Origin of the sequence: Streptomyces sp. SID8352, assembly GCF_009862265.1 — a bacterium.
GTDB lineage: Bacteria > Actinomycetota > Actinomycetes > Streptomycetales > Streptomycetaceae > Streptomyces.
In genome coordinates, this window is sequence record NZ_WWGX01000030.1 from 24,462 (window position 1) to 50,500 (window position 26,039).

The following is a 26,039-nucleotide window of genomic DNA, read 5'->3' on the forward strand; positions in this document are numbered from 1 at the left end:
CCCGACCGGAACCAGGTGATCCCATGCCGCTCACGTCCAAGACCCTGCTGCCCCCGGAGACCCGCGCCCGGCTCGCCGCGCTGCCCGGCCTCGGCGGCGGCAACGCCTGGCGGATCGCCGCCGAGACGAACCCGGCGGCCGACCTGCCCGTTCTGCTCGCCGACCGCCCCCTCACGGGCCTGGACGGACGCCCCAAGGAGGAGTTCAGCCTCCGCGAGCTGGACGCGCTCGCCGACGGATGGGCCGCCTGGTACCTGGACCGCGGGATCGGCCCCCGCGACCGGGTCGCCGTGTACCTCGCCGACACCTTCGCCTACCAGGTCCACCTGACCGCCCTGGCCCGGATCGGCGCCATCGGCGTGCTGATCAACGGCCGGATGGTGCCGGAGACCGCGCTCGGCCTGGTGCGCCGCACCGGCGCCGTCGGCCTGTTCACCGACGGCGAGCGCCGCGAGGGCCTCGCCGGCGCCGAACGCGCGCTGCCCGACCTGCGCTGGACGGCCCTCGACGAGGAGACCGGCACCCTCGGGGCGCGCGCCCCGCGCCCCGCCGACCTCTTCCGGCACGGCGACGACGACGCCGTCGTCATCTGCCACTCCTCCGGGACCACCGGCAACCCCAAGCCGGTGATATGGGCCCACCGGCAGAGCGTCTCGGGCGCCTGCTACCGGCTCCTCAACCACCCGGAGCCGGACACCGCGCGGGTGCTCGCGGGCGCCCCCCAGTCCCACTCCAGCGCCATCGCCTTCACCTTCTACTCCCTGCTCGCCGGGGTGCCCACCGTCGGCTGGTCGGACCCGACGGGCCCCGGCATCGCGCGCGGCAGCGCCACCCACCGCCCCACCGTCGTCCTCGCCTTCAACGAGGCCCTCTCCCACCTGGCCACCCACGAGCCCGACCCGGCCGACGTCGCCACGGTCGAGGTGTGGGTGAACCTCGGCGACTGCGGCCACGACGCGCACATGCGGCGTCTGATGGCGCTGGGCCGCACCACCACCCCGGACGGCCACGTCCCCGGCTCGGTCATCGACGACGGCCTCGGCTCCTCCGAACTGGGCTGGGCCGCGCTGCGCAAGGTCCTCACCCCCGACTCCCCGGCCCGCGCCCGGCACCTGGGCACCGTCGTCCCGATCGCCGAGGTGGCGGTGCTGCGCGAGGACGGCAGCCGCGCCGCCGACGACGAGGTCGGCATGCTCGGTGTGCGCGGCGAGGCCGTGGCGCACGGCTACTGGAACGACTCCGACACCACCTACCGCTCGATGCTCTCCGGCCACTGGCTCTCCGGGGACCTGGTGCGGCGCACGGCGGACGGCGAGTTCTTCCACGTGGACCGCGTGGTCGACCGCATCCGCACCGACGCTGGCGACGGCCACTCGGCGCTGATGGAGGAGGAGATGCTGCTCGGCCTGCCGGAGCTGGCCGACTGCTCGGTGGTGGCTGGGCGGGACCGGGGCCGCACCGTCCCCGTCGCCCTGGTGACGCTCCGCGAGGAGGCCGACCCCGCCGACCTGCTGGCCCGCGCCAACAGGGTGCTGTCCGCCGCGGGCGAGCCGCGGCTCGCGTACCTGGAGATCGCGCCCTCCGCCGCCGACATCCCGCTCGGCCCCACCGGCAAGGTGCTCAAGCGCCGGCTGCGCGAGAAGTACGCCGCCCTGGAGGAGTACCGGCCCGCGGGACCCGCCGCCGCGGCCCCCGGCACCCCGACCCCCGCCACCGCGGCGGCCGGCGCGTGAGCGCCCCCGCCCCGGCGGCCCCCGGCGGCACCCTCCCGGCCGGACCGCCCGAGGCGGTCGTCGCCTGGGTCAACGAGGCGGGCGCCGGGACGCTGGCCGGCCGGATGGGCGTGACCTTCCAGGAGGCCACCGCCCAGCGGGTGGTCGCGACCATGCCGGTGCGGGGCAACACCCAGTTGCAGCGCATCCTGCACGGCGGTGCCTCCGCGGCCTTCGCCGAGTCCCTGGGCTCGCTGGGCGCCGCGCTGCACGCCGGGGAGGGGCGGATCGCCGTCGGCGTCGACCTCAACGCCACCCACCACCGCCCGGTCCGCGCCGGAACGGTCACCGGCGTGGCCACCGCCCTCCACCTCGGCGCGACCACCGCCAGTTACGAGATCGTCGTCTCCGACGAGGCGGGCCGACGGGTCTGCACCGCCCGGATCACCTGCGCCATACACGGCGGACGCGGCACCAGGGGCGCCCGCGGACGCGGCTGAACGGCCGGGCCCGGCCGCCACCGGTGGCGCGCCCCGGGCCCGGCCGCCCCCGCCCGGTCACGGCCCCTCCCGGCCGGTGACGGCCCCGGACCCACCCCGCACCACCCCGACACCACACCCCGAGGAACCCCCCATGACCACCACCCACGATCCGCACGAGACCCAGACCGGGGCGCCGCCGACCGTGCAGCGCACCGGCCCGGTCCTCCTGGTCCTGCTGTCGGCCATGTTCTTCGCCCAGTTCGACTTCTTCGTCGTGAACGTGGCCGCGCCCTCCATGGAGGAGAGCATCCACGCCACCTCCGGCCAGCTCGAACTGGTCGTCGGCGGCTACGCGTTCGCCTACGCGGCCGGAATGATCACCGGCGGGCGGCTCGGCGACGGCTTCGGCCACCGCCGCCTCTTCATCATCGGCACCCTCGCCTTCGGGGTCACCTCGCTGCTGTGCGGCCTCGCCGACACCCCCGCGCAGCTCATCGTCGCCCGCCTCGCCCAGGGCCTGGCCGGAGCGGTCATGGTCCCGCCGGTGCTCGCCGTCATCACCGCCTACTTCCCGGACGAGAAGAAGGGCCGCGCGATGGCCTGGTACGGGGTCGCCGCCGGCCTCGGCTCCATCGCCGGACAGGTCCTCGGAGGGGCGCTCGTCGCCTCCGACTTCGCCGGGCTCGGCTGGCGCACCATCTTCCTCATCAACGTGCCGTTCTGCCTGCTGATCGCGCTCGCCGCGCTCAAGGTGCTGCCCGCCCGCACCCGCCTCGGCCGGACCGGCCTGGACCCGGTCGGCGCCCTCGGCGTCTCCGCGGCGCTCGCCCTGCTGCTGGTGCCGCTGACCACCGGACACGCCTCCGGCTGGCCCGCCTGGACGTGGATCAGCATGGCCCTGGCCCTGCCGTTCGGCGCCGCCACCCTCTGGTACGAGCGCTCCCTGGCCGCCCGCGGCGGCAACCCGGTGCTGGTGATGTCCCTGTTCCGCAGCGAGTCCTTCCGCAGCGGCGTGATCGCCGGTGTGGCCTTCATGATCTACTTCGGCAGCTTCATGTTCACCCTGACCCTGCTGCTCCAGTCCGGCCTCGGCCTCGACCCGCTGGAGGCGGGCCTGGTCTTCTCCCCGATGGGCGTGCTCTTCACCGCCACCTCGATGGTCGGCGGCCGGCTCACCGCCCGCTGGGGCATGAACGCCCTGGTGGTCTCCGGCGGGGTGACCGCGCTCGGCCTCGCCCTGCTCGCGCTGCGGCTGGCGACCGCCGGTGCCGACACCGGCCTGCCCTGGATCGTGTTCTGCCTCTGCCTGATCGGCGGCGGCAACGGCGTCGTCCTGCCCGCCCTCTTCGGCGCCGCCCTCACCACGGTGCGCCCGCAGGACGCGGGCACCGCCTCCGGCATCCTCACCACCACCCAGCAGTTCGCCAGCGCCGCCGGTGTCGCGGCGGTCGGCGCCCTGTTCTTCGCGACGGCCGGCAAGGCCCCCACCGACGGCGACTGGGCGGGGGCGATGGCCTGGGCGACCTGGGTGTGCTTCCTGCTCGTCCTCGTGGTGATGGTGACGACCTGGACCTTCAAGCGCTTCAGCCCGCCCCCCGTCCGCTCCTGACGCCCCCGGGGGCGGGGTCCCGCCCCGCCCCCCTTCCCGCCCCGAGAGGTGGCACCCATGTGTGGAATAGCCGGCTGGGTCTCCTTCGACCCGGACCGTCCCGTCACGGCCGAGGCCGCCCGCGCGATGACCGCCACCATGGCGTGCCGCGGGCCGGACGCCGAGGGCCTCTGGACCACCCCCCTGGTCGCCCTCGGCCACCGGCGGCTGTCCGTCGTCGACCCGGTGGGCGGCACCCAGCCGATGTTCGTCGAGCACGAGGGCGAGACCGTCGTCGGCCTCACCTACAGCGGCGAGCTCTTCAACCACCGCGAGCTGCGCAAGGACCTGACCGTCCGCGGCCACGCCTTCCGCACCTCCAGCGACACCGAGGTCGTGCTGCGCGCCTACCTCGAATGGGGCGAGGACTTCACCGAACGCCTCAACGGCATGTACGCCTTCGCCGTGTGGGACGCCCGCACCCAGGAACTGCTCCTGGTCCGCGACCGCATGGGCATCAAGCCGCTCTACTACCACCCGGTCCCCGGCGGCCTGCTCTTCGGCTCCGAGCCCAAGGCGATCCTGGCCCACCCCGCGGTGCGGCCGGTGATCGACTCCGAGGGCTTCGCCGAACTCCTCGGCTTCACCAAGACCCCCGGCCACGCCCTCTACCGCGGCATGCGCGAGCTGCGCCCCGGCCACACCCTGCGCTGCGGGCGCGGCGGCACCACCGTGCGCCGCTACTGGGAGCTGCGGTCCCACGAGCACACCGACGACCTGCCCACCACCATCGCCCGGGTGCGGGAGCTGCTGGAGGACATCGTCGACCGCCAGCTCGTGGCGGACGTGCCGGTCGGCACCCTGCTCTCCGGCGGGCTGGACTCCAGCATCATCACTGCCCTCGCCGCCCGCCGCCGCACCGCGCTCGGCGCCGACCCCATCAAGTCCTACGCCCTGGACTTCGCCCGGCACGCCGACTCCTTCCACGCCGACGACTGGCGCGGCACCCCGGACGCCCCCTTCGCGGAGATGCTGGCCCGGCACGTCGGCTCCGACCACTCCGTGGTCTCCCTCCCGCCCGACGCCCTGCTGGACACCGCCGCCCGCGAGGCCGTGATGCGCGCCCGCGACCTGCCCTTCGACCTCGGCGACGGCGACACCTCCCTGTACCTGCTCTTCAAGGAGGTCCGCCGGCACTGCCGGGTCGTCCTCTCCGGGGAGTCGGCCGACGAGGTGTTCGGCGGCTACCGCTGGTACGCCCACCCCGAGACCGTCGCCGCGGACACCTTCCCGTGGCTCGCGCCGCCCTTCGGCACCGGGATCGCCGGGCCCGGCAGCGGCCCCGGCGAATCACTGATCGACCGGGGGCTGCTCGCCCGGATCGACCTCCAGGGCTACCGGAAGCAGCGCTACCGGGAGGCCCTCGCCGAGGTGCCCCACCTGCCGGGCGAACCGGCCGCCGAGCGGCGGATGCGCGAGATCGGCTATCTGCACCTGACCCGGTTCCTGCCGTGGATGCTCGACCGCAAGGACCGGGCCAGCATGGCGGTGGGCCTGGAGGTCCGGGTGCCGTTCTGCGACCACCGGCTGGTCGAGTACGTCTTCAACACCCCGTGGGCGATGAAGTCCTTCGACGGCCGGGAGAAGAGCCTGCTGCGCGCCGCCACCCGCGACCTGCTGCCGGACGAGATCGCCGACCGGGTCAAGGCCCCGTACCCGATCACCCGCGACCCGCTGTACCTGGACGGGCTGCGCGCCTCCCTCAAGGAGGCCGTCGACGGACCCTCCTCCCGGGTGCGCGACCTGCTCGACGAGGAGGCGCTCGCCGCCGCCACCGCCGACGCCCCCGTCCCCGGCTACCGCACGGGCACCGAACTGGTCCTCGCGCTGGACTTCTGGCTCCGCACCCACGAGGTCGACCTGGACCTCTGACCCGCCCTCCGCCGGACCCCCGGCCCCGGCCCCCGCCGGACCCCCGACCCCGGCCCCCGCCGGGGCTTCCCGCTCCGGCACCGGGGCCCGGCGGGTCCCTCCGGGTTCCTCCCCGGCGGGCGCGCCGGGCCCTTCGGACGGGGCCGCCCGGCGCCTCCCCCACGGGTCCGGCCCGGTTTCCCCCACGGCTCCCGCCGTCGGGCCCCTCCGACGGCACCTCCCGCACCCGGCCCGGGTCCGGCGCCCCCTCCCGCGCCGGACCCGGGCCGCGCGCGCTCCGCCCGGCGCGCCGGTTAGCACCGGCCCGGGCGCGTCACCGTGCGCCGTCCACCGGCGGGCGCGGGACCCCCTGCGGTGCGGACCCCCGGCGGAGCCCCGCGTGCTCGGGCGCTCCGGCCGGACGGCCGGGTCGCGGGCCCGGCACCCGGGGCCCCGGACGCCGACCCGCCGTCCGCCGACCCGCCGTCCGCCAGCCCGCCACCCGCCGGGCCGCAGCTCTCGGGGCCGCCGCGCCACCGGCCGGATCCGCGTCGCGAAGCCGCACACGGCCCGACGCTCCCCGGTGTCTACCGGAGGAGGGACGGGACCCGTGGTGCCGAGACCTGGCGGGAGGCCCGGTCCAGGGCGCTGGCCAGGAGGGCCAGATCGGTGGGGCCGTTGCCCAGTTCGCGGACCGGGCGGCGGGCCGGGGGATCGCCCATGCGGTCCCACTCCAGGGCCACCACCGTCGGCCGCAGCGTCGCCGTGCGCGGGATACGGCCCGTGACCCGGCCGCCCTGGAACCCCACACCCCGCCCGTCCGCCCCGGTCAGCCGGCCCCGCCCGGGCGCCGGTTCGTCGGGACCGGCGGCGGGCGCGTCGAGCACCACCCGCAGCGCCGCGAGGCGCACCGGCTCCGTCCGGGCCGTACGGCCCCCGGGGCCGGTGGCGGCCACCAGATGCACCCCGAGCCGGTCCCCCTCCCGCGCCACGGCCTCCAGTGCCCGCACCACCGACCCGGCGGCGGGCCGCCCGGTGGAGCCGAGCGAGGGGGCGACGAGGTCGTCGAGATCGTCCACGACCACGACCAGCCGGGGCAGCGGCGGCACCGGCTCCGTCCGGGCCCGCGCCGCCCCCGGCCGCAGCCGTATCGTGGAACTGGGCGGCGATTCCAGGTCCCCGGTGTCCGAGACACCGGGCACGACACCACCGGCGGTGCGCTGGGCGACCATCCGGCCCGACACCGCGCGCCCGGTGTGCCAGGTGGTGAAGTCGGACCGGCCGAGCAACTCTGCCCGCCGCTTCAGCTCCGCGCTCAGCGACTGTGCGAACTCCCGCATCAGCACGGGGTCGTTGGCGGCCAGATGGGTCGTCACGTGCGGCACGTCCGTGCACACCCGCAGTCCCTCGCCCGAGGTGGCGCCGCCGGTGCCCGCGCCGTCCCGCCCGTCGATCAGCACGATCCCGAGCCGGTCCGGGCGCTCGGCCGAGGCCAGCGAGGCGACGACGGCCCGCAGCAGCTCCGTACGGCCGCTGCCGGGAGGCCCCTCGACCAGCAGGTGCGGACCCTCCGCCGCGAGGTCCACCGCGACCGGGCCGCGCGGCCCGGCGCCCAGCACGGCCTGCGCCCGGCCGCCCAGGGTCTGCGGATCGTCGGCCGCCGCGGCCCAGCGGGCCATCAGGGACGCGGGCGTGGCACGGGCCAGCCCCAGCTCGTCCAGCAGCCGGGCGGCCCGGGGCAACGGCGCCGACACGCGCCGCCCGCCGCTCGCGCCGTCGGTGCGCAGCGGCGCCAGCGCCCGCGCGAACCGCTCGGCCCACGCCGGGGACACGGCGTCCACGGTGCCGAGGACGCCCTCCCCGGCCGGGCCCGGCGGCACGCCGGGGACGTCGGCGTCCACGATCCGCAGCAGCCGCACGGCCGTCGCCACGTCCCCGCTGAGCAGCGCCACCGCCCCGCACTCCCGGAGGAGCGGGGAGCCGGCGCAGGCCGCCTCGTACGCCTCCGCCACCGGTGCGGCCGGGGCGGCGGGAGCGGTCTCGGCCACGCACAGGACATGGATCCCGGCCCGCGGCCCCTCCACCGCCAGCCGCGCCACCGCCTCGCGCAGCTCGGCACCGCCCGGGTCACCGTCGACCACCACCACGGTGTACGGCCCCGTGCGCCCGCCCGTCCCGCCGGGCGCCCCCGGATACTGCTCCCGGCCGGAACCGGGACCGGACCCGGCCGCCTCCGCCCCGGCACCCGGTATCGCGCCGGGGGCCGGAAACGGGGCGGGAGACGGCGCCATGGCCCGACCCGGGGTGTGAACCGGACCCGGACCGTGGACCGGACCCGGACCGTGGACCGGACCCGGCACCGGGAGACGGGTCGGGACTTCCACACGGGGGCCGTCGCCCGGACGGTCCTCCAGGCGGCGCAGCAGCTCCCCGATCCGGGCGGCGGCCTGGTCCGGGTCGTGGGCGAGCAGCAGCCGGCAGTCCTGGCCGTGCCCGGGGCGCACCTGGGGCAGCCAGCCCAGCCAGGACCACTCGGCCACCCGCGCGTCCAGGGGCCGGGCGCGGTCCGCGCCGATCAGCACGATCTCCAGGACATCGGGGGAGTGCAGCGCCGCGAGCTGGGCCAGCACCGAGCGGGCCAGCCCGGACAGCCGCGCCCGCGGCCCCGCCAGCCCCAGCGCCCCGGCCCCGCGCAGCCCGACGGTGACCGGCACGGCGGGCAGCGGCGCGGCCCGGCCCGGCACCGCCCGGTCGGCCGTGCCCAGCCGCACGGACAGCGCCTCCGGGTGGGCGGCGCCGCGCTCCCAGAGCCGGGGGCCCGGCCCCAGGGCCGTCAGCAGCAGCGCGGCCGGGTCCGGCCAGGTCTCCGGGGCGCCCGCGACCAGCGGCGGGACCGGCTCGCCGGGCCCGGGGACGGGGGCCTCGCCGTCGGGGAGGCACGCCTCGGGCCCCTCCGCCTCCCGCGCCCCGGCGCCTCGCCCGCCGGCCAGCCGCCGCGCCCACGCGCCGAGCCCACCGCGCCGCCGCCCGCCCTGCTGCGCCCCCGCAGCGGACTCCGAGGGGTCCCCGGGCTCCGGGGCCGCGCCGGGACGGGTGTCGTGGGGGCCGTACGCCCCGGTGAGGGGTGCACCGGGGGCGGGGGCGGGGGCGGGACCACGGCTCTCGATGCCCGGGGCGCCGCCCTGCCCGGGAACCGTGGGCGGCTGCCCGTACGCCGGGGCGCCGTACCCGCCGACCGGGGCCGCCGCGCCGCCCGCCCCGCCCGGCCGTGCCGCTCCCTGGTGGGCCGAGGTCCCGTACGCGTGACGGGTCGGCCCGCCGGGAACCCCGGGGAGTCCGGGCGCGCCCGCCGGGCCGTACGGGGCCGCCGGGCCGTCCGCCGGTCCGGGGCCCGCCCCGTCCCCGGCCGGGCCCGGCGTGCCCAGGACCGGCAGCCGTACGTGCCCCTCGCCGTCCGGCGTGGCCCGCGGCCCCCGGGGCTCGGCCTGCCCGGCGGGCACCAGGCGCAGCACCGACTCGCCGATCCGCAGCAGGGCCCCCGGCGGGAAGCGCACCGGGCGGGCGGTCACGGGCACCCCGTCCAGGGTGGTGCCGTTGGTGGAGCCGAGGTCGGCTACGGTGACGCCGCCCCCGGCGTCGACGGTGACCGCGCAGTGCGTCCGGGAGACGTCGGGGTCGTCCAGCGCCACGTCGGCGTCGGCGGAGCGGCCGAGCCGGACGCACCCCCCGTGCAGCAGGTGGACGCCGCCCGCGTCGGGTCCGGCGACCACGTGCAGCCGGGCCGGGAGGTCGCCGGGATGCGGCTCCGGCTCGCCGGGGGCTCCCAGGGACAGCACGGCGCCGTCGGTCAGCGGGGGCTCGCCCAGGGTGCAGCGCTGGGTGTCCAGCCGCTGGGCCCCGGCGTAGAGGACCACCGGCCCGGTGCCGCCGTCGCCCGGCAGCGCCGCGGCCAGCGCGGAGGCGACCGCGGCCAGGGCCGTGCCCGCCGGCGCCGTGACCAGCACGTCGCGGCTCGGGGCTCCGCCCCCGGGGGCGGCGGGCGGGCCCTGCGGGTCTACGACGGTCAGCCGGATCTGCATCGCCGTCAGCGGTCCCTTCGCGCGGGCGCCCGCGGTCCGTAAGGGGACGAAGCCGTCCGACCGCGGTCCCCCACCACGGACTTCCCCACCGTCACACGAGCACGTCGGCCAGTAACTGTGAGCATCCTCGCACCTGCCACCGACACCGCGCCCGCCGACCGGCGTTGAATGATCTTGATTGGTCTGCTCTGCCCGCAAAAGTGCCCGTCCGGCGCCACGCCGGTGGCCGAAAGGCGCCCCTCGGGACGCCCCTTGGCCCTCGCGGTCTCGCGGTCTCGCGGTCTCGCGGCCGCCCTCCCGGCCCTGGCCCCGGCCCCCGCCCCGGCCACCTGGCCCTGTCCCCGGGCCCCGGGCCTGGCCCTGTCCCAGGACCTCCGGCCCCCGGAACCCTGGATCCCTCCAGGCCCGGCCTCCGGTCCCCGAAGCCTTGGTCCCCGGAGCCCCGGCCCCCTCAACCCCGGTCCCCTCAACCCCGGTCCCCGGCCCGCCAACCCCGGTCCCCGGGCCGCCAGGCCCGGATCGCTGGGCCGCCGGGCCCCGATGCCGGGCCCGGACGCGCCGCCGGGCCCGCCCTCGCGGACGGCAGGGCGCCCCGCCCCGGCAACCAACCCGTCCGTCGCCGCGTCTTCCCTCCGACGGCGCGCGCCGGACGCCCCGCGGGGGCGCGCGCCCACCGCGCACCGGGCACGCCGGGGCCCGCGCGCGGTCTGCGCGGCGCGTCCGCGGGCCGTGAGGGCGGCGACGGGGACCATGGGAGGCGCGGCCGCGCGGACCACCCGGTGCCGCACCCCTCGGCACTACAGTGTGTCGGAACAGCCAGCAAGCAACAGGGAGCGCATGACGTGCGGCCGGTCGGCAGCAAGTACCTCCTGGAGGAGCCCCTGGGCCGCGGTGCCACGGGGACCGTCTGGCGTGCCCGCCAGCGGGAGACCGCGGGCGCCGAGGCGGCCGTGCCCGGGCAGCCCGGGGAAACCGTCGCGATCAAGGTCCTCAAGGAGGAGCTGGCCGGCGACCCGGACATCGTGATGCGCTTCCTGCGGGAGCGCTCGGTCCTGCTCCGGCTGACCCACCCCAACATCGTCCGGGTCCGCGACCTGGTCGTCGAGGGCGAGCTGCTGGCCCTGGTCATGGACCTGGTCGACGGCCCCGACCTGCACCGCTACCTGCGCGAGAACGGCCCGTTCAGCCCCGTCGCCGCCGCGCTGCTCACCGCGCAGGTCGCGGACGCGCTGGCCGCCAGCCACACCGACGGCGTCGTCCACCGCGACCTCAAGCCGGCCAACGTGCTGCTGCGGCAGGACGGCGGCGGGATGCACCCGATGCTCACCGACTTCGGCATCGCCCGCCTCGCGGACTCGCCCGGCCTCACCCGCACCCACGAGTTCGTCGGCACCCCCGCCTACATCGCGCCGGAATCCGCCGAGGGCCGCCCGCAGACCTCCGCGGTCGACGTCTACGGCGCGGGCATCCTGCTGTACGAGCTGGTCAGCGGGCGTCCGCCGTTCTCCGGGGCGTCCGCCCTGGAGGTGCTGCACCAGCACCTCAGCGCCGAGCCCCGCCGCCCCTCCACGGTGCCCGACCCGCTCTGGACGGTCATCGAGCGCTGCCTGCGCAAGGAGCCCGACGAGCGGCCCAGCGCCGAGAACCTGGCCCGGGGGCTGCGGGTCGTCGCAGACGGCATCGGTGTGCACGCGAACAGCGCCCAGATCGGCGCCGCCGAGAACGTCGGCGCGCTGCTCGCCCCCGACCCGGCGCCCACCGCGGTCCCCGGCGCCGCCGACCCCACCCAGGTCCTCCCGAACCACCCGGGCGCCCACGACCCCAACGCCGCCACCAGCGTCCTGCCGCACACCGGCGGGCCCGGGGGCGCCGCCGACCCCACCGCCGTCATGCCCCCGGTGCCGCCGGGGCAGCCGGGCGGCGGGCCGCAGGACCCGCACCCCTGGCAGAACCAGCTCCGGGCCGCCCGGGACCGGAACGACCAGACGCAGGTCCAGTACGTCGATCCCCAGCAGGACCCGCTGCGCCGCCGCCCGCAGCGCCAGGCCGCCCGCCCCCAGCAGCCGCCCCACCAGGCGCCGCCCGGCCCGCAGCCGTACCAGCCGGGCCCGGACGGCTACGGCTACCCGCAGCAGCACCAGTACCAGCCCCAGCAGTACCAGCAGCAGCGGTACGCGACCCCGCAGCCGCAGCAGCCCCAGCAGCCGCCGCCCCAGCGCTACGCGCCGCCGCCCGCCCCGGCTCCCGAGCCCCGCGCCCCCCGGCAGCCGCGGCAGCGCAGCGCCAATCCCGTGCGGATCCCCGGCCTGGGCTGCCTCAAGGGGTGCCTGGTCACGATCCTCGTGCTGGTCGTGGCCGGCTGGCTGATCTGGGAGCTGAGCCCGCTCCAGGGCTGGATCGGCACCGGCCGGGGCTACTGGTCCCAGCTCGGCGCCTGGTTCGACACCGCCAGCGGCTGGGTCAGGGACCTGGGCGGAACCGGAAACTGAACCGTCCCGGGGCCCGCTCACCCATGGGCCCCGGACCACCCCGGCCCCGGGCCACCCCGGCCCCGGGCCACCCCGGCCCCGGGCCACCCCGGCCCCGGGCCACCCCGGCCCCGGGCCACCCCGGCCCCGGACCACCCCGGCCCCGGACCACCCCGGCCCCGGGCCGCACCGGCCCCGGGCCGCACCGGCGCCCTGGGGCCCCGGCCCCGGCCGATTCCCCGGGCCCGGCCGCGGGCGCCGCCCCGGGGCCCACCTCCCGCCCCGCACAGCCGACGCGGCCGCCGAGCCCGTCCGCGCCCCGGTGGCCGCGCTCGCCCGGCCGTACACGACCGCCGTGCCCGGCCGACCGCCGTGCCCGGCCGACCCCCGTGCCAGCGCCCGGCCGGACGCTCCCGTCGGTCGCGAACCGCGCACCGTCCGGTGGGCCACCGAGCCCGCCGCACTCACACCCCGTATGCCCGGACCCGTCCCCGTGCCCCGACCGGTCTCCGGGGCCGTCCGTCCGGACACCGGGCCGCCGGGACACCGGTCAGGGGATTTGTCGACAACCGCCGGGTGATTTCCGCCTCCCCCGTGAAGGCGGGCTCCGGGGACGCGTAGGTTTGGCCGCAACACGCGTCGGTAGGAGCAGCCTTGGCACGGAAGATCGGCAGCCGGTACACCGCCCACCAGATCCTCGGGCGGGGCAGCGCCGGCACGGTGTGGCTGGGAGAGGGCCCCGAGGGCCCCGTGGCGATCAAGCTGCTGAGGGAGGACCTGGCCTCCGACCAGGAGCTGGTCTCCCGCTTCGTGGGCGAGCGCACCGCCCTGCTCGGCCTGGAGCACCCGCGCATCGTCTCGGTGCGCGACCTCGTCGTGGACGGCAACGACCTCGCGCTGGTCATGGACCTCGTCCGCGGCACCGATCTGCGCACCCGCCTCGACCGGGAGCGCCGCCTCGCCCCCGAGGCCGCCGTGGCCATCGTCGCGGACGTGGCCGACGCCCTGGCCGCCGCGCACGCCGCCGGGGTCGTGCACCGCGACGTCAAGCCCGAGAACGTCCTGCTGGACATGCAGGGGCCGCTCGGCCCCGGCGCCTCGCACCCCGCCCTGCTCACCGACTTCGGCGTGGCCAAGCTGATCGACACCCCGCGCCGCACCCGCGCCACGAAGATCATCGGCACCCCCGACTACCTCGCCCCCGAGATCGTCGAGGGGCTGCCCCCGCGCGCCTCCGTCGACATCTACGCCCTCGCCACCGTCCTGTACGAGCTGCTCGCGGGCTTCACCCCGTTCGGCGGCGGCCACCCCGGCGCCGTACTGCGCCGCCATGTGACCGAGACGGTCGTCCCGCTGCCCGGCATCCCGGACGAGCTCTGGCAGCTCCTCGTGCAGTGCCTGGCCAAGGGGCCGGCCTCCCGGCTGCGCGCCTCCGAGCTGGCGGCCCGGCTGCGCGAGCTGCTGCCGATGCTGGCCGGGATGGGCCCGCTCGACGTGGACGAGCCCGGCGACGACGCCGAGGACGGCCCCGAGGAGCCCGCCGCGGCGGCCCCGGCGCCCCCCGGCGACCCGGTCCGCCGCGGAACGGTCCCGCTGGTGCCCGGGGCCCGGCCCGCCGACGCCAACCGCGACACCCACACCTCGATGCGCGTCCCCGCCCCCGACGAGCTGGCCGGCGGCGCCCGCGGCACCGCCCGCGCCCCCCGCGCCGCCGGTGCCCCGCGCCCCGGCTCGGCCCGCAACCGGGCCGTCGCGCGCCGCCGCCGGGCGGTCCTGGGCGCGGGCGCGGTCGTGCTGGCGGCGGCGGTCGGCGCCGGCGCCTGGCTGGCCGGCGGGGGCGACGGGGACGACCCCGGCCCCCGGGACACCGGGAACTCGGCCCCGGCGGCGCCCTGAGCGGCCCGGCGGCCGCGACCGCGCACGCCCTGCGTGGGCCGGGCGGCGGAGCCGTTACGCTGGACACGTGGCAGTCGTCGATGTATCCGAAGAGCTGAAGTCCCTCTCCTCGACCATGGAGTCGATCGAGGCCGTCCTGGACCTCGACCGGATGAGGGCAGACATCGCCGTGCTCGAGGAGCAGGCGGCAGCACCCTCCCTGTGGGACAACCCGGACGAGGCGCAGAAGATCACCAGCAGGCTCTCGCACCTCCAGGCCGAGGTGCGCAAGGCCGAGGCCCTGCGCGGCCGGATCGACGATCTCGGGGTGCTCTTCGAGATGGCCGAGGAGGAGGACGACCCGGACACCCGGGCCGAGGCCGAGTCCGAGCTGACGTCCGTGCGCAAGGCGCTGGACGAGATGGAGGTCCGCACCCTGCTCTCCGGCGAGTACGACGCGCGCGAGGCGCTCGTCAACATCCGCGCCGAGGCGGGCGGCGTGGACGCCGCCGACTTCGCCGAGAAGCTCCAGCGGATGTACCTGCGCTGGGCCGAGCAGCACGGCTACAAGACCGAGGTCTACGAGACGTCGTACGCGGAGGAGGCCGGCATCAAGTCGACCACCTTCGCCGTGCAGTCGCCCTACGCCTACGGCACCCTCTCGGTGGAGCAGGGCACCCACCGGCTGGTGCGCATCTCGCCCTTCGACAACCAGGGCCGCCGCCAGACCTCCTTCGCGGGCGTGGAGATCCTCCCCGTCGTCGAGCAGTCCGACCACGTCGACATCGATGAGTCCGAGCTGCGCATCGACGTCTACCGCTCCTCCGGCCCCGGCGGCCAGGGCGTGAACACCACGGACTCCGCGGTCCGCATCACCCACATCCCCACCGGCATCGTGGTCGCCTGCCAGAACGAGCGCTCGCAGATCCAGAACCGGGCCACGGCGATGAACGTCCTCCAGGCCAAGCTGCTGGAGCGGCGCCGCCAGGAGGAGCGGGCCAAGCTGGACGCCCTCAAGGGCGACGGCGGCAACTCCTGGGGCAACCAGATGCGTTCGTACGTGCTGCACCCCTACCAGATGGTCAAGGACCTGCGCACCGAGCACGAGGTGGGCAACCCCGAGGCCGTGTTCAACGGCGAGATCGACGGCTTCCTGGAGGCCGGGGTTCGCTGGCGCAAGCAGCAGGAGAAGTAGCGGAGGACCGGCACCGGCCGGTCCCGCCGCTTTGTCGACAAGGCAACTGCCGCCCCGAGTGCGGCAGTTGCCTTTTTCCGTTCGTCAACCCGGCATATACCCCCTCCCGGGGCATCACGTACGCAACGACCTTGACGCCGCTTTGAACATTGGGAAGGGTGAGCCGCGGCGTGCGTAATTTCCGGGGCGCATGTGAACCGGGGGCTGAGCGGGCACCGTTGCCACCCCTGTCGATCACGGCCCCGTACGCGCCGCACCGACCATTCGCTACTGGGGGTAGCAGCTACATGACGAAGAAGACGCGCATCCGCATCGCGCGGGTGGCGGCGGGCGCCGTGATCGCCGCCGGTGCCTCGCTGACGGCCGCGGGCGCCGCTTCGGCGCTGGACATCAACATCGGCATCCAGTCCGAGGACGAGCCGTCCGGCCCGCCGCCCACCACCATCCCGACCACGGAGGAGCCGACCACCGAGCCGCCGACGACGGAGATCCCCACCTCGGAGCCCCCCGTCACGGAGCAGCCCACCTCGGAGCCCCCCGTCACCGAGGGGCCCACCGAGGTGCCCACGACGCCGCCCGTCACGGAACAGCCGACCGGGCAGCCCTCGGGGACGCCCACCCAGGGCCCGACGGGCACCCCCGTCCCCACCCCGACCGATGCCACCACGAGCCCCGGCGACCCCGGCCCCGGCCCGGGTGAGACCGACGGCACCTCGCCCGACGGCGGCAACAGCGAGGTCGTCCAGGAGGAGGGCTCCTCCGGGCTCATCGACACCGGCGACCAGGGCCCCGGCACCGGCTCCGGCGCCGCCGCGCAGGGCAGCGGCGAAGAACTCGCCGACACCGGCGCCGCCGAGACCACCTTCCTGCTGGTCGGCGCCGCCACGATGATCGCCGGCGGCATCGGCTTCCGGATGCTGCCGCGGACGATGAACGGCCGCCGCGGGGCAGCCGCCTGAGGGTGGCCGCACCGCCACGCACGGTGAAGGGCCCGGAGCGCGCCACGCGCTCCGGGCCCTTCCGTGTCCCTGGACGGCCGCTCCGGTCGGTCCCGTCAGACCGTCTGGTGGGCCAGCAGCGCCACCGCGGCGATCAGCACCGCCAGCAGGGCGACCAGCGCCATCGGATTCACCCCGGTGAAGAAACTCTCCTGCCGCTGCCGGTGGGCCCGGCACACCGGGCACCGGCCCTCACTGACGGGCGCCGCGCAGTTCGCGCACACCAGCCGGTCGTACGTCACGCGCCTCGCCTCCTCGCCGCCGCTCTCACACTCTCCAACGCCCACACCCTGGTGAACGTTCCCGTTTCCCTTCCACTGTGCCAGGTTCCGGGGGCCGCCGCGCGCCGCCCGGAGGGCTCCGCCGGGCTCCACCGCGGGGACAAAACGCGCAACCGGCGCGCAACGGCCGCCGGTGCCTGCGGCGGGCTCCGCGGTTCGCGTAAGGTCACGCACATCTACCCCCGGCGACCCGTGGTGCATCCGTGATCCGATTCGACAACGTCTCCAAGGTCTACCCCAAGCAGAGCCACCCAGCCCTCAGGGACGTCTCCCTGGAGGTCGAGAAGGGCGAGTTCGTCTTCCTCGTGGGGTCATCCGGCTCCGGAAAGTCCACCTTCCTGCGGCTGATCCTGCGCGAGGAGCGCTGCAGCCACGGCCAGGTGCACGTGCTCGGCAAGGACCTCGCCCGCCTGTCCAACTGGAAGGTGCCGCAGATGCGCCGCCAGTTGGGGACCGTCTTCCAGGACTTCCGCCTGCTGCCGAACAAGACGGTCGGCGAGAACGTCGCCTTCGCCCAGGAGGTGATCGGCAAGTCCCGCGGCGAGATCCGCAAGTCCGTCCCCCAGGTCCTCGACCTGGTCGGGCTCGGCGGCAAGGAGGAGCGCCGCCCCGGCGAGCTGTCCGGCGGTGAGCAGCAGCGCGTCGCCATCGCCCGCGCCTTCGTCAACCGGCCGAAGCTGCTGATCGCGGACGAGCCCACCGGCAACCTCGACCCGCAGACCTCCGTCGGCATCATGAAGCTGCTCGACCGGATCAACCGGACGGGCACCACCGTGGTGATGGCCACCCACGACCAGAACATCGTGGACCAGATGCGCAAGCGCGTCATCGAGCTGGAGAAGGGCCGCCTCGTCCGCGACCAGGCGCGCGGCGTCTACGGCTACCAGCACTGACGGAGAACGGAAAGGCTTAACCAGACGCCATGCGCGCCCAGTTCGTGCTCTCGGAGATCGGTGTCGGTCTCCGTCGCAATCTGACGATGACCTTCGCGGTCATCGTCTCCGTGGCCCTGTCCCTGGCCCTGTTCGGCGGCTCGCTGCTGATGAGCGACCAGGTCAACAGCATGAAGGACTACTGGTACGACAAGGTCAACGTCACCGTCTACCTCTGCAACAAGAGCGACGCCAAGTCGGACCCCAACTGCGCCGAGGGCGCGGTCACCGACGACCAGAAGCAGCAGATCCTCACCGACCTCAAGAAGCTGTCGGTCGTGGACACGGTGACGTACGAGTCCCAGGACGAGGCCTACAAGCACTACAAGGAGCAGTTCGGCGACTCGCCGCTGGCCAGCTCCCTGTCACCGGACCAGATGCAGGAGTCGTACCGGATCAAGCTGACCGACCCGGAGAAGTACGAGGTCATCGCGACCGCCTTCGACGGCCGGGCCGGCGTGCAGTCGGTGGCCGACCAGCGGGACACCCTGGACAGCCTCTTCGAGCTGCTGAACGGCATGAACTGGGCCGCCCGCGCGGTGATGTCGCTGATGCTGGTCGTCGCCCTGATGCTGATCGTCAACACCGTGCGCGTCTCGGCGTTCAGCCGACGGCGTGAGACCGGCATCATGCGGCTGGTCGGCGCCTCCGGCTTCTACATCCAGGCGCCGTTCATCATGGAGGCGGCCGTCGCCGGGCTCATCGGCGGCGGTGTGGCCTGCGGATTCCTGATGACCGCGCGGTACTTCATCATCGACCACGGCCTCGCCCTGTCGCAGAAGCTCGCGTTGATCAACTTCATCGGCTGGGACGCGCTGCTGACCAAGCTGCCGCTGATACTGGCGGTCAGCCTGCTGATGCCCGCGGCAGCCGCGTTCATCGCGTTGCGCAAGTACCTGAAGGTGTGACACACGCCCCGAGGGTCGTGCGGCCGAGGGGCCGTACGACCCTCTCGGCTTGTCCTAGACTCACCGCCATGTCAGGTCGTGACCCGTTCTGTCAGCCCCGCCGCGCACGCCACGGGGCCGTCCTGACGCTGGTGTTCGCGGGTGTACTGGTCGCCGGGGCGGCCTCCGGGGCCTTCCCCCACGGCGACCGGAGGGCCGCCCGGGACACCGCCCGCTCCGCCGCCCCCGCCGGGCACCACGAGGACGTGGCGCGGGCCGCCGCCGAGGCCATGGCCGACGGCAAGTCCCCCCTGGAGGCCGCCGAGCGCGCCGTCAGCCGCAGCGGCGACCGCTGGGGCGCCGTCTACTCCCGGGGCGAGTACGAGGAGCTGGAGGACGCCCTCGACGGCCGCTACACCGGCGTGGGCCTGTCCGCGCGCCGCGAGCGGGACGGCCGGATCGCCATCTCCCGGGTCCGCGCCGGATCGCCCGCCGACGACGCCGGCATCCGCGCCGGCGACCGGCTGCGCAGCGTCGACGGCGAGCCCGCGGACGGCCGCCCCGTCACCGAGGTCGTGGCCGCCCTGCGCGGCGACGCCGCCGGGGCGGGCGCCGGGTCCCCCGTGCGGCTGGGCCTGGAACGCGGGGCGCGCTCCTGGACCGAGACCCTGCGCCGGGCCCGGCTCTCCACCGAGCCGGTGACCGTGGGCGCGCTCGCCGACGGGGTCACCGTGATCGAGGTCTCCTCCTTCAGCAAGGGCGTCGGCGACCAGCTCCGCACCGCCCTGACGAGGGTCCCGGCCGGCGCCGGGGTCGTGCTCGACCTGCGCGGCAACTCCGGGGGCCTGGTCGCCGAGGCGGTCACCGCCGCCTCCGTCTTCCTCAACGGGGGCCTCGTCGCCACCTACGACGTCGACGGGGAGCAGCGGGCCCTGCACGCCCGGCCCGGCGGCGACCTGACCCGGCCCCTGGTCGCCCTGGTCGACGGCGGCACCATGAGCGCCGCCGAGCTGCTCACCGGCGCCCTCCAGGACCGGGGGCGGGCGGTCGTCGTGGGCTCCCGCACCTTCGGCAAGGGCTCCGTCCAGATGCCCAGCAGGCTGCCCGGCGGCTCCGTCGCGGAGCTGACCGTCGGGCACTACCGCACCCCCTCCGGCCACTCCGTGGACGGCACCGGCATCGCCCCCGACCTGGAGACCGACCCCGCCGGACCGGCCGCCCTGGAGCGGGCGCGCGCCATCCTCAGCGGGCCGCGCGGCTGAGGACCGGTCCGTGCCCCGCGCCCGCCGGGGACGCGGCACCGCCCGGGAGGGCCGCACCCGCGCAAACGCCTTTCCCCCGGGCGCCCGCGTAGTGCCAAGATGGGCGGCACTATGGCTAAGGAAAAAGGGCGCAAGCTGATCGCCCAGAACAAGAAGGCGCGGCACGACTACCAGATCCTCGACACCTACGAGGCCGGACTGGTCCTCACCGGCACCGAGGTGAAGTCGCTGCGCCAGGGGCGGGCCTCGCTGGTCGACGGCTTCGTCCAGATGGACGGGCACGAGGCGTGGCTCTACAACGTGCACGTCCCCGAGTACAGCCAGGGCACCTGGACGAACCACAGCGCCCGCCGCAAGCGCAAGCTGCTGCTGCACCGCACCGAGATCGACAAACTGGAGTCGAAGTCCCAGGAGACCGGGCACACCATCGTGCCCCTCGCCCTGTACTTCAAGGACGGCCGGGCCAAGGTCGAGATCGCGCTGGCGCGCGGCAAGAAGGAGTACGACAAGCGGCAGACCCTCCGCGAGAAGCAGGACCGGCGCGAGGCCGAGCGGACCATCTCCGCGATCCGCCGCAAGCAGCGGGCCTGACCGGCCCGCCGCGCCGCCGGGGGCGGTGGGCCACGGGGAATACGCTGGCATCGATGTGCGTTGTTCACGTACGATGGCACTCGCACCTCGAAGCGGGTGCACACCCCTCCTCGGAGGGCCTCTTCGGAGGGTTTTGAAAAAACAACATGGGGATGATCGGTTTCGACAGCGGCTGTCGAAGCAGGGGAAGCGTGTCGAGGAAGCGGCCATGATCTCGTAAACCACAGGCCGAAAACAATAATCGCCAACACCAAGCGCGATTCCTCCCAGCAGGCCTTCGCCCTCGCTGCCTGATCTCAGGTAGCAGAGCGAGCCTCCTATACAGGGAGTGTCAGCCCGGGGATGTTCCCGACCCGGATCCTGGCATCAGCTAGGGGACTAAACCTTGATCCCGGTCACGGGGTGAAGAGGGAAACCAAACAGTGACTGGGCCCGTCGGAGACTTGTTCGCGTGATCTCCGGGGCCAAGAAAATCGCAGCGAACTGCACACGGAGAAGCCCTGGTTCCACATCGTTGGACGCGGGTTCGATTCCCGCCATCTCCACAATTCCCATGTGGGCGAAGGCCCCGCCGCTCCAGCGCGGCGGGGCCTTCGCCATGCCCGGCCCCGGCGCGGGGCCTCTTCGCCCGGCACCCCGCGGCCCCGGGCGCGGTGGTCGGTACGGGCGCCGGACGGGGCGCCCCCGGGCCGTTCGCCCACCTCCGCCGCGCCCCGCCCCTCTCCGTCGCGCCCCGCTCGCATTCACCGCGCCCCGCACGGGTCCGGACCCTCGTGCGTCCGGGTCGGTCGCCGTGCGGTGGCTCCGTCCTCGTGCGTCCGGGTCGGCCTCCGTGCCCCGCCCCCGTCGCCGGTGGTCGCGCACCCGGCGGCGGTGCCCCGATGGGGTGGGGCCGCGAGCGGCTGCCGAGGGGTGGAGCGCCGTCTTCGCTGCCCCGCGGTCCACGGCAGCGGCGCCACCGGTCCGGCCGTCCCGTATGCGGCGCCCCGAGCGGCAGCCCCGCCGCGCGGAGGACGTCGCTCGAATACCGACGCCACCCCGAGGCCGTCATGCGGTGCCCGCGCTCCTCCGCGCACGCGACGGTGAGGACCGCGCCCGCCCCGGGCATCCGCTCGCCCCGGACATTCCACCCGCCTCCGAAGGCACCGCCGACGCGCCGGGTCGCCGGGTGCCCGCCGCGGGGTGGAAACGCGCCCGGTCCCGGGTGGCCGGGCCCGCGCACCACCTGTTCGGGGGACGGGGAATCACGGGGGCGTCATCCGTTCCGATGGCTTTGGGGGAGGGGGAGTGCCGGGGTTCACGAGGGGAGGGCGCGGTGCCCGGCCCTCGCCGTGCTGGACCTTTCGGCCATGCCGGGAACCATGGTGTGCCCACTTGTCGAACCGGTGCCGTTGTCGCCGGTATCACTTGTCCGGCGGGACGGTCTGGCGCGGCCCGCCCCGGATGCGCTCCGACGTGCGGCTTCCCAGGTCACGGCCGAAAACCGGTGGCTCACCCCGTCTTCGGGGGGATCACTTTCGGACATCGATCACCTGATCGCCTCCGCGCACAGGTGATCCACGGCGATCGGACGTTCTCTGCGTGCGCTACATTCATGGCCCGAGCGCGGTGTGGTACAGGGGGGCGCGAGAACCTGGTGGGGGCCGGTTCGACCGACGGATGCTCGGAGTCGTCCGTGCGTCCCGAACCGTCCCCTGGGGGGTGCGCGTAAGCGTGGAGAAATGGCAAGAAGACGACCAACCGGGGTGGCGTGACGCCGTACCCCCCGCCGGTGGTCTCCCGATGGCGCCCCCCGACGACGACTCCACCCGGGCCCTTCCGACCACCCACCCCTCGTCCGGCCCCGCGCACCCCTTCCCGGGTGCCGCGCACCCCTCACCGGGAGACACGGACGGCGGCGTCGACTGGTTCGGCGCGGGCCGTCCGGCCGCCCGGCGCGGACCGGGCCCGACCGGAGCGGACGCCACCGGCCCCGGCACGACCGGCGGCCGGGCGGAGCCCGGCCGGACGGACGGCGACGGCTGGAACGGCGCCCCCGTGGTCCGCCCGCAGTTCGGCCGGACCCCGGCCGGTGCCTCCGGCGCGCCCGCGGCCCCCGGCATCCCCGGCCCGTCCGGAATACGCCGCCCGGGGACCCCCGACGGGCCGTCCGGGGACCCCGGGACCTCCCACGACCCCGGCCTGTCCGGGATACCAGGCCCCGCGGGCCCTGCCGCCCCCGGCACGCGCGCCCCCGCCGCCCGCCCCGGCCGCTTCGCCCCGGGCACCGGCCGCCGCAGGGCCGCGGGCCCCGGCCGCCCCGCCCTCCGCACCGACCGCACGACCCCCTTCCCCCCGCAGGGCGGCACCGTCCCGTTCCCCCGCACGGCCCCCGAGGCCGTCCCGCCCCAGGCGGAGCCCACCTCCCTCCTGCCCCGGACCGGTCCCGACGACCGCTTCCCGAGGACCCCGGGACCGGGCGCGCCCACCACCGCCCTCCCCGCCGGCCACGACCCCGCCACCGGCGGCCCGGCCGGCCCCTGGGAGGGGACCCCGGCCCCGTTCGGCGCCCCGGAGCCCCTCGACGGCGACCCCGGCGACCGGGACGGCGACACCGGGCAGACCCACGACCCGCACGAGGTGACGGTCCAGCTCGACGCGGTCCAGCTCCGCGGCGGGACGCTCCGCAAGGCCGGCCCGGCGCATGTCGCCGCGGTCCGCTCCGAGGCGTCCGACGGCCCCGTCTTCGTCGACGAGTCCGGCCGCCGGGGCCGCCACTTCCGCCGCCTCGGCATCGTCGTCGGCATCGCCTGCGCGGTCTACGCCGTCGTCATCGTCTCCACCCTGATGTCCGGCAACTCCGACGCGCCCTGGCTGCCCGTGCCCGGCCAGGAGCAGGGCCGTCCCGCCGGGGAGCTCGACACCACCCCGGGGCCCTCCGCCTCCGCGGAGCCCTCCGCCGACGGCAGCTCCGCACCACGGGCCACCCCCGCGGACGCCCCCGGGACCTCCGCCGCCCCCACCGGCGGGAGCCCGGCGCCCGCCCCCACCGGCGCCGTCCGGCCGCCCGGCACCGGCGCCACCACCGGACCCGGCCCGACCGCCACCGGCGGCGCCGGCGGCGCCACCCGCCCCGGCGACGGCACCGCCCCGACCGCGCCGGACCCGACGGCCACGGCGACCCGGGCCCCCACCGTCCCGGACACCCCGACCTCACCGGGGGGCGGCGGCGACCCCACGGCCACCGCTCCGACCGCCCCCGCCGGCACCGGCGAGCCGGCGGACCCCACCCCCGACGGCGGCTCCTCCCCCCTCGCCGCGGCGGCGCCCGCGGGCCACCTCACCTCCTCGTCCCTGTCCCCGGAGAACATCCTCTGATGGCCACCCAGTCCCGCCGTCACGGAGCCCCGAGAAAGGCCCGTGACGGCTCCCGGCGGCGCCTGCCCCTGCGGCTGCTGCTCCCGCTGCTGGTCCTCGTCGCCCTGGCCGCGATGCTCATGCTGCGCGGCTACGTGCACAGCGAGATCCTGGCCGACCACCGGATCCGGGAGCCCGCGCCGACCACCGGGGTGCCGGAGCGGATCCTGGAGGGCGGCCCGGTCATCGACACCCGGGGAGGCCGGGCCGAGACCCTGCGCGTGCCCGACCGGCACATCGTCCTCACCTTCGACGACGGCCCCGACCCGACCTGGACGCCCAAGGTGCTGGACGTGCTGAAGAAGCACGACGCGCACGCGGTCTTCTTCGTCACCGGCACCATGACCTCCCGCTACCCGGACCTCGTCCGGCGCATGGTCGACGAGGGCCACGAGGTGGGCCTGCACACCTTCAACCACCCGGACCTCTCCTTCCAGTCCGAGCGGCGCATCGACTGGGAGCTGTCCCAGAACCAGCTGGCGATCTCCGGCGCGGCCGGCATCCGCACCTCCCTGTTCCGCCCGCCGTACTCCTCCTTCGCCGACGCCATGGACGACGAGTCCTGGCCCGTCACCGAGTACATCGGCTCCCGCGGCTACATCACCGTCGTCAACGACACCGACAGCGAGGACTGGCAGAAGCCCGGCGTCGACGAGATCATCCGGCGCGCCACCCCGGAGCACGGCAAGGGCGCCATCGTCCTCATGCACGACTCCGGCGGCGACCGCCACCAGACGGTGGCCGCCCTCGACCGGTTCCTGCCCGACATGAAGGAGAAGGGCTACGCGTTCGACAACCTCACCGAGGCCCTGGACGCCCCCAGCGCGATGAGCCCGGTCACCGGGTCCGCCCTGTGGAAGGCCAAGGCGTGGATCTTCCTGGTCCAGGCGTCGGAGATGCTCACCGACGGCCTGGTGGTGGGCCTCGCGGTGATCGGCACCCTGGTCATCAGCCGCTTCGTGCTGATGCTCCTGCTCTCCGGCGCGCACGCCCGCCGGGTCCGCCGACGGCGCTTCCGCTGGGGCCCGGCGGTCACCGAGCCGGTGACGGTGCTGGTACCGGCGTACAACGAGGCCAAGTGCATCGAGAACACGGTGCGTTCGCTGATGGCCGGCGACCATCCGATCGAGGTCGTCGTCATCGACGACGGCTCCAGCGACGGCACCGCCCGCATCGTGGAGGCGATGGGCCTGCCCGACGTCCGGGTGGTCCGGCAGCTCAACGCGGGCAAGCCGGCCGCCCTCAACCGGGGCCTGGCGAACGCCCGGCACGACATCATCGTGATGATGGACGGCGACACGGTCTTCGAGCCGTCCACCGTCCGCGAGCTCGTCCAGCCCTTCGGCGACGCCCGGGTCGGCGCGGTCGCGGGCAACGCCAAGGTCGGCAACAAGGACAGCCTCATCGGCGCCTGGCAGCACATCGAGTACGTGATGGGCTTCAACCTGGACCGCCGCATGTACGACATCCTGGGCTGCATGCCGACCATCCCCGGCGCGGTCGGCGCCTTCCGCCGCTCCGCCCTGGAACCCATCGGCGGCATGAGCGACGACACCCTCGCCGAGGACACCGACGTCACCATGGCGCTGCACCGCGCCGGGTGGCGGGTCGTCTACGCCGAGAACGCCCGCGCCTGGACCGAGGCGCCGGAGAGCGTGCAGCAGCTCTGGTCCCAGCGCTACCGCTGGTCCTACGGCACCATGCAGGCCATCTGGAAGCACCGCCGGGCCGTCATCGAGAAGGGGCCCTCCGGCCGCTTCGGACGCGTCGGCCTCCCCTTCGTCTCCCTGTTCATGGTCCTGGCGCCCCTGCTGGCCCCCCTGATCGACGTCTTCCTGCTCTACGGCATCGTGTTCGGCCCGACCCAGAAGACGATCGTGGCCTGGCTGGGCGTCCTCGCCATCCAGGCGGTCTGCGCGGCCTACGCCTTCCGCCTCGACCGCGAGCGCATGACCCATCTGATCTCGCTGCCCCTCCAGCAGATCCTCTACCGCCAGCTCATGTACGTCGTGCTGCTCCAGTCCTGGATCACCGCGCTCACCGGGGGCCGTCTGCGCTGGCAGAAGCTGCGCCGCACCGGTGTCGTGGAGGCCCCGGTGGCCGGCGCGGTGCCGCGCCGGCGGACGCACGGCGGCAATGATCGGAGGCCCGTGGCATGACCCCCGGACATCCGGCCGGACCGGGGACGCCCCCGGAGCCGGCCGACCCCAGCGGCTCCCCGTACGGGGCCGCCCCCCACGGCGTCCCCCCGCAGGGCGGCCCCTACGGGTCCCCGCACCCGGACGACTCCTACGGGTCCCCGCACCCGGACGACTCCTACGGGAACCGTTACCCCGGGGCCCCGTACGGGCAGCCCCGGCAGGACTCCCCCTACGGGACCCC

General features: G+C 75.8%; 16 protein-coding genes and 1 other RNA gene. 15 read left to right on the forward strand and 2 right to left on the reverse strand.

Translation table 11 applies throughout. From position 1 onward, the window contains the following. The first annotated feature begins 23 nt into the window (after nt 1–23). From GTY84_RS09485 to asnB, 4 genes are all read left to right on the forward strand, one after another. Nucleotides 24–1,733, forward strand: a complete 1,710-nt coding sequence (locus GTY84_RS09485; RefSeq protein ID WP_161225712.1) for a class I adenylate-forming enzyme family protein — start codon at nt 24–26, stop codon at nt 1,731–1,733. Then, the gene (locus tag GTY84_RS09490; RefSeq protein WP_265294875.1) at nt 1,730–2,212 is read left to right on the forward strand and encodes a hotdog fold thioesterase; all 483 of its coding nucleotides are present in this window, start codon (nt 1,730–1,732) and stop codon (nt 2,210–2,212) included. The genes GTY84_RS09485 and GTY84_RS09490 overlap by 4 nt, the downstream gene beginning before the upstream one ends. A 133-nt stretch (nt 2,213–2,345) precedes the next feature. After that, complete coding sequence (locus GTY84_RS09495) at nt 2,346–3,803, forward strand: MFS transporter (protein WP_161225713.1); 1,458 nt, start codon at nt 2,346–2,348, stop codon at nt 3,801–3,803. A 57-nt stretch (nt 3,804–3,860) separates the two neighbouring features. Further along, nucleotides 3,861–5,714, forward strand: a complete 1,854-nt coding sequence (gene asnB, locus GTY84_RS09500; protein ID WP_161225714.1) for an asparagine synthase (glutamine-hydrolyzing) — start codon at nt 3,861–3,863, stop codon at nt 5,712–5,714. 566 nt (nt 5,715–6,280) lie between these two features. Here asnB and GTY84_RS09505 read toward each other — a convergent pair. Next, nucleotides 6,281–9,772, reverse strand: coding sequence for an FHA domain-containing protein (locus tag GTY84_RS09505; protein WP_161225715.1), 3,492 nt, complete (start codon nt 9,770–9,772; stop codon nt 6,281–6,283). A gap of 842 nt (nt 9,773–10,614) precedes the next feature. On the opposite strand from GTY84_RS09505, the gene GTY84_RS09510 reads away from it, so the two are divergent. From GTY84_RS09510 to GTY84_RS09525, 4 genes are all read left to right on the forward strand, one after another. After that, nucleotides 10,615–12,261 (forward strand): serine/threonine-protein kinase, encoded by a 1,647-nt coding sequence (locus GTY84_RS09510; protein ID WP_161225716.1) that lies wholly within the window; start codon nt 10,615–10,617, stop codon nt 12,259–12,261. A 633-nt stretch (nt 12,262–12,894) separates the two neighbouring features. Continuing rightward, nucleotides 12,895–14,136, forward strand: a complete 1,242-nt coding sequence (locus tag GTY84_RS09515) for a serine/threonine-protein kinase (protein ID WP_161225717.1) — start codon at nt 12,895–12,897, stop codon at nt 14,134–14,136. A 67-nt stretch (nt 14,137–14,203) separates the two neighbouring features. Further along, nucleotides 14,204–15,310 carry a peptide chain release factor 2 gene (prfB, locus tag GTY84_RS09520; protein ID WP_161225718.1) on the forward strand — a complete coding sequence of 369 codons (1,107 nt, stop codon included), beginning with the start codon at nt 14,204–14,206 and terminating at the stop codon, nt 15,308–15,310. Between the two features lie 287 nt (nt 15,311–15,597). Next, entirely contained in the window at nt 15,598–16,269 is a 672-nt protein-coding gene (locus tag GTY84_RS09525; protein ID WP_161225719.1) for a hypothetical protein, read from the forward strand. A gap of 95 nt (nt 16,270–16,364) precedes the next feature. Here the strand turns inward: GTY84_RS09525 and GTY84_RS09530 are convergent, their stop codons facing one another. Next, nucleotides 16,365–16,550, reverse strand: a complete 186-nt coding sequence (locus tag GTY84_RS09530) for a hypothetical protein (protein WP_161225720.1) — start codon at nt 16,548–16,550, stop codon at nt 16,365–16,367. A 242-nt stretch (nt 16,551–16,792) separates the two neighbouring features. Here GTY84_RS09530 and ftsE point away from each other — a divergent pair, with 242 nt between their 5' ends. The 7 genes from ftsE (at nt 16,793) to GTY84_RS09565 (ending at nt 25,816) form a co-directional block, all read left to right on the forward strand. After that, nucleotides 16,793–17,482, forward strand: a complete 690-nt coding sequence (ftsE, locus tag GTY84_RS09535; protein WP_161225721.1) for a cell division ATP-binding protein FtsE — start codon at nt 16,793–16,795, stop codon at nt 17,480–17,482. Nucleotides 17,483–17,511: 29 nt separating this feature from the next. Further along, nucleotides 17,512–18,429 carry a permease-like cell division protein FtsX gene (gene ftsX / locus GTY84_RS09540; protein WP_161225722.1) on the forward strand — a complete coding sequence of 306 codons (918 nt, stop codon included), beginning with the start codon at nt 17,512–17,514 and terminating at the stop codon, nt 18,427–18,429. A 68-nt stretch (nt 18,430–18,497) separates the two neighbouring features. Continuing rightward, nucleotides 18,498–19,670: a S41 family peptidase gene (locus GTY84_RS09545; protein ID WP_202550235.1), complete on the forward strand. Its 1,173-nt coding sequence runs from the start codon at nt 18,498–18,500 to the stop codon at nt 19,668–19,670. A 111-nt stretch (nt 19,671–19,781) separates the two neighbouring features. Next, a complete protein-coding gene (gene smpB, locus GTY84_RS09550; RefSeq protein ID WP_161225723.1) occupies nt 19,782–20,261 on the forward strand; it encodes an SsrA-binding protein SmpB in 480 nt (159 codons plus the stop codon). Between the two features lie 148 nt (nt 20,262–20,409). Continuing rightward, nucleotides 20,410–20,809: a transfer-messenger RNA gene (gene ssrA / locus GTY84_RS09555) on the forward strand. Nucleotides 20,810–22,880: 2,071 nt separating this feature from the next. Further along, complete coding sequence (locus tag GTY84_RS09560; protein WP_161225724.1) at nt 22,881–23,618, forward strand: hypothetical protein; 738 nt, start codon at nt 22,881–22,883, stop codon at nt 23,616–23,618. Beyond that, a complete protein-coding gene (locus tag GTY84_RS09565) occupies nt 23,618–25,816 on the forward strand; it encodes a glycosyltransferase (RefSeq protein ID WP_161225725.1) in 2,199 nt (732 codons plus the stop codon). Before GTY84_RS09560 ends, GTY84_RS09565 begins: the two co-directional genes overlap by 1 nt. Nucleotides 25,817–26,039: the final 223 nt, after the last annotated feature.

Bases quoted from the DNA above. Each gene is read 5' to 3' on its own strand.
- GTY84_RS09485 (WP_161225712.1), top strand. From the start codon at position 24: ATGCCGCTCACGTCCAAGACCCTGCTGCCCCCGGAGACCCGCGCCCGG.
- GTY84_RS09495 (WP_161225713.1), top strand. From the start codon at position 2,346: ATGACCACCACCCACGATCCGCACGAGACCCAGACCGGGGCGCCGCCG.
- asnB (WP_161225714.1), top strand. From the start codon at position 3,861: ATGTGTGGAATAGCCGGCTGGGTCTCCTTCGACCCGGACCGTCCCGTC.
- GTY84_RS09505 (WP_161225715.1), bottom strand. From the start codon at position 9,772: ATGCAGATCCGGCTGACCGTCGTAGACCCGCAGGGCCCGCCCGCCGCC.
- GTY84_RS09525 (WP_161225719.1), top strand. From the start codon at position 15,598: ATGACGAAGAAGACGCGCATCCGCATCGCGCGGGTGGCGGCGGGCGCC.
- ftsX (WP_161225722.1), top strand. From the start codon at position 17,512: ATGCGCGCCCAGTTCGTGCTCTCGGAGATCGGTGTCGGTCTCCGTCGC.
- GTY84_RS09545 (WP_202550235.1), top strand. From the start codon at position 18,498: ATGTCAGGTCGTGACCCGTTCTGTCAGCCCCGCCGCGCACGCCACGGG.
- smpB (WP_161225723.1), top strand. From the start codon at position 19,782: ATGGCTAAGGAAAAAGGGCGCAAGCTGATCGCCCAGAACAAGAAGGCG.
- GTY84_RS09565 (WP_161225725.1), top strand. From the start codon at position 23,618: ATGGCCACCCAGTCCCGCCGTCACGGAGCCCCGAGAAAGGCCCGTGAC.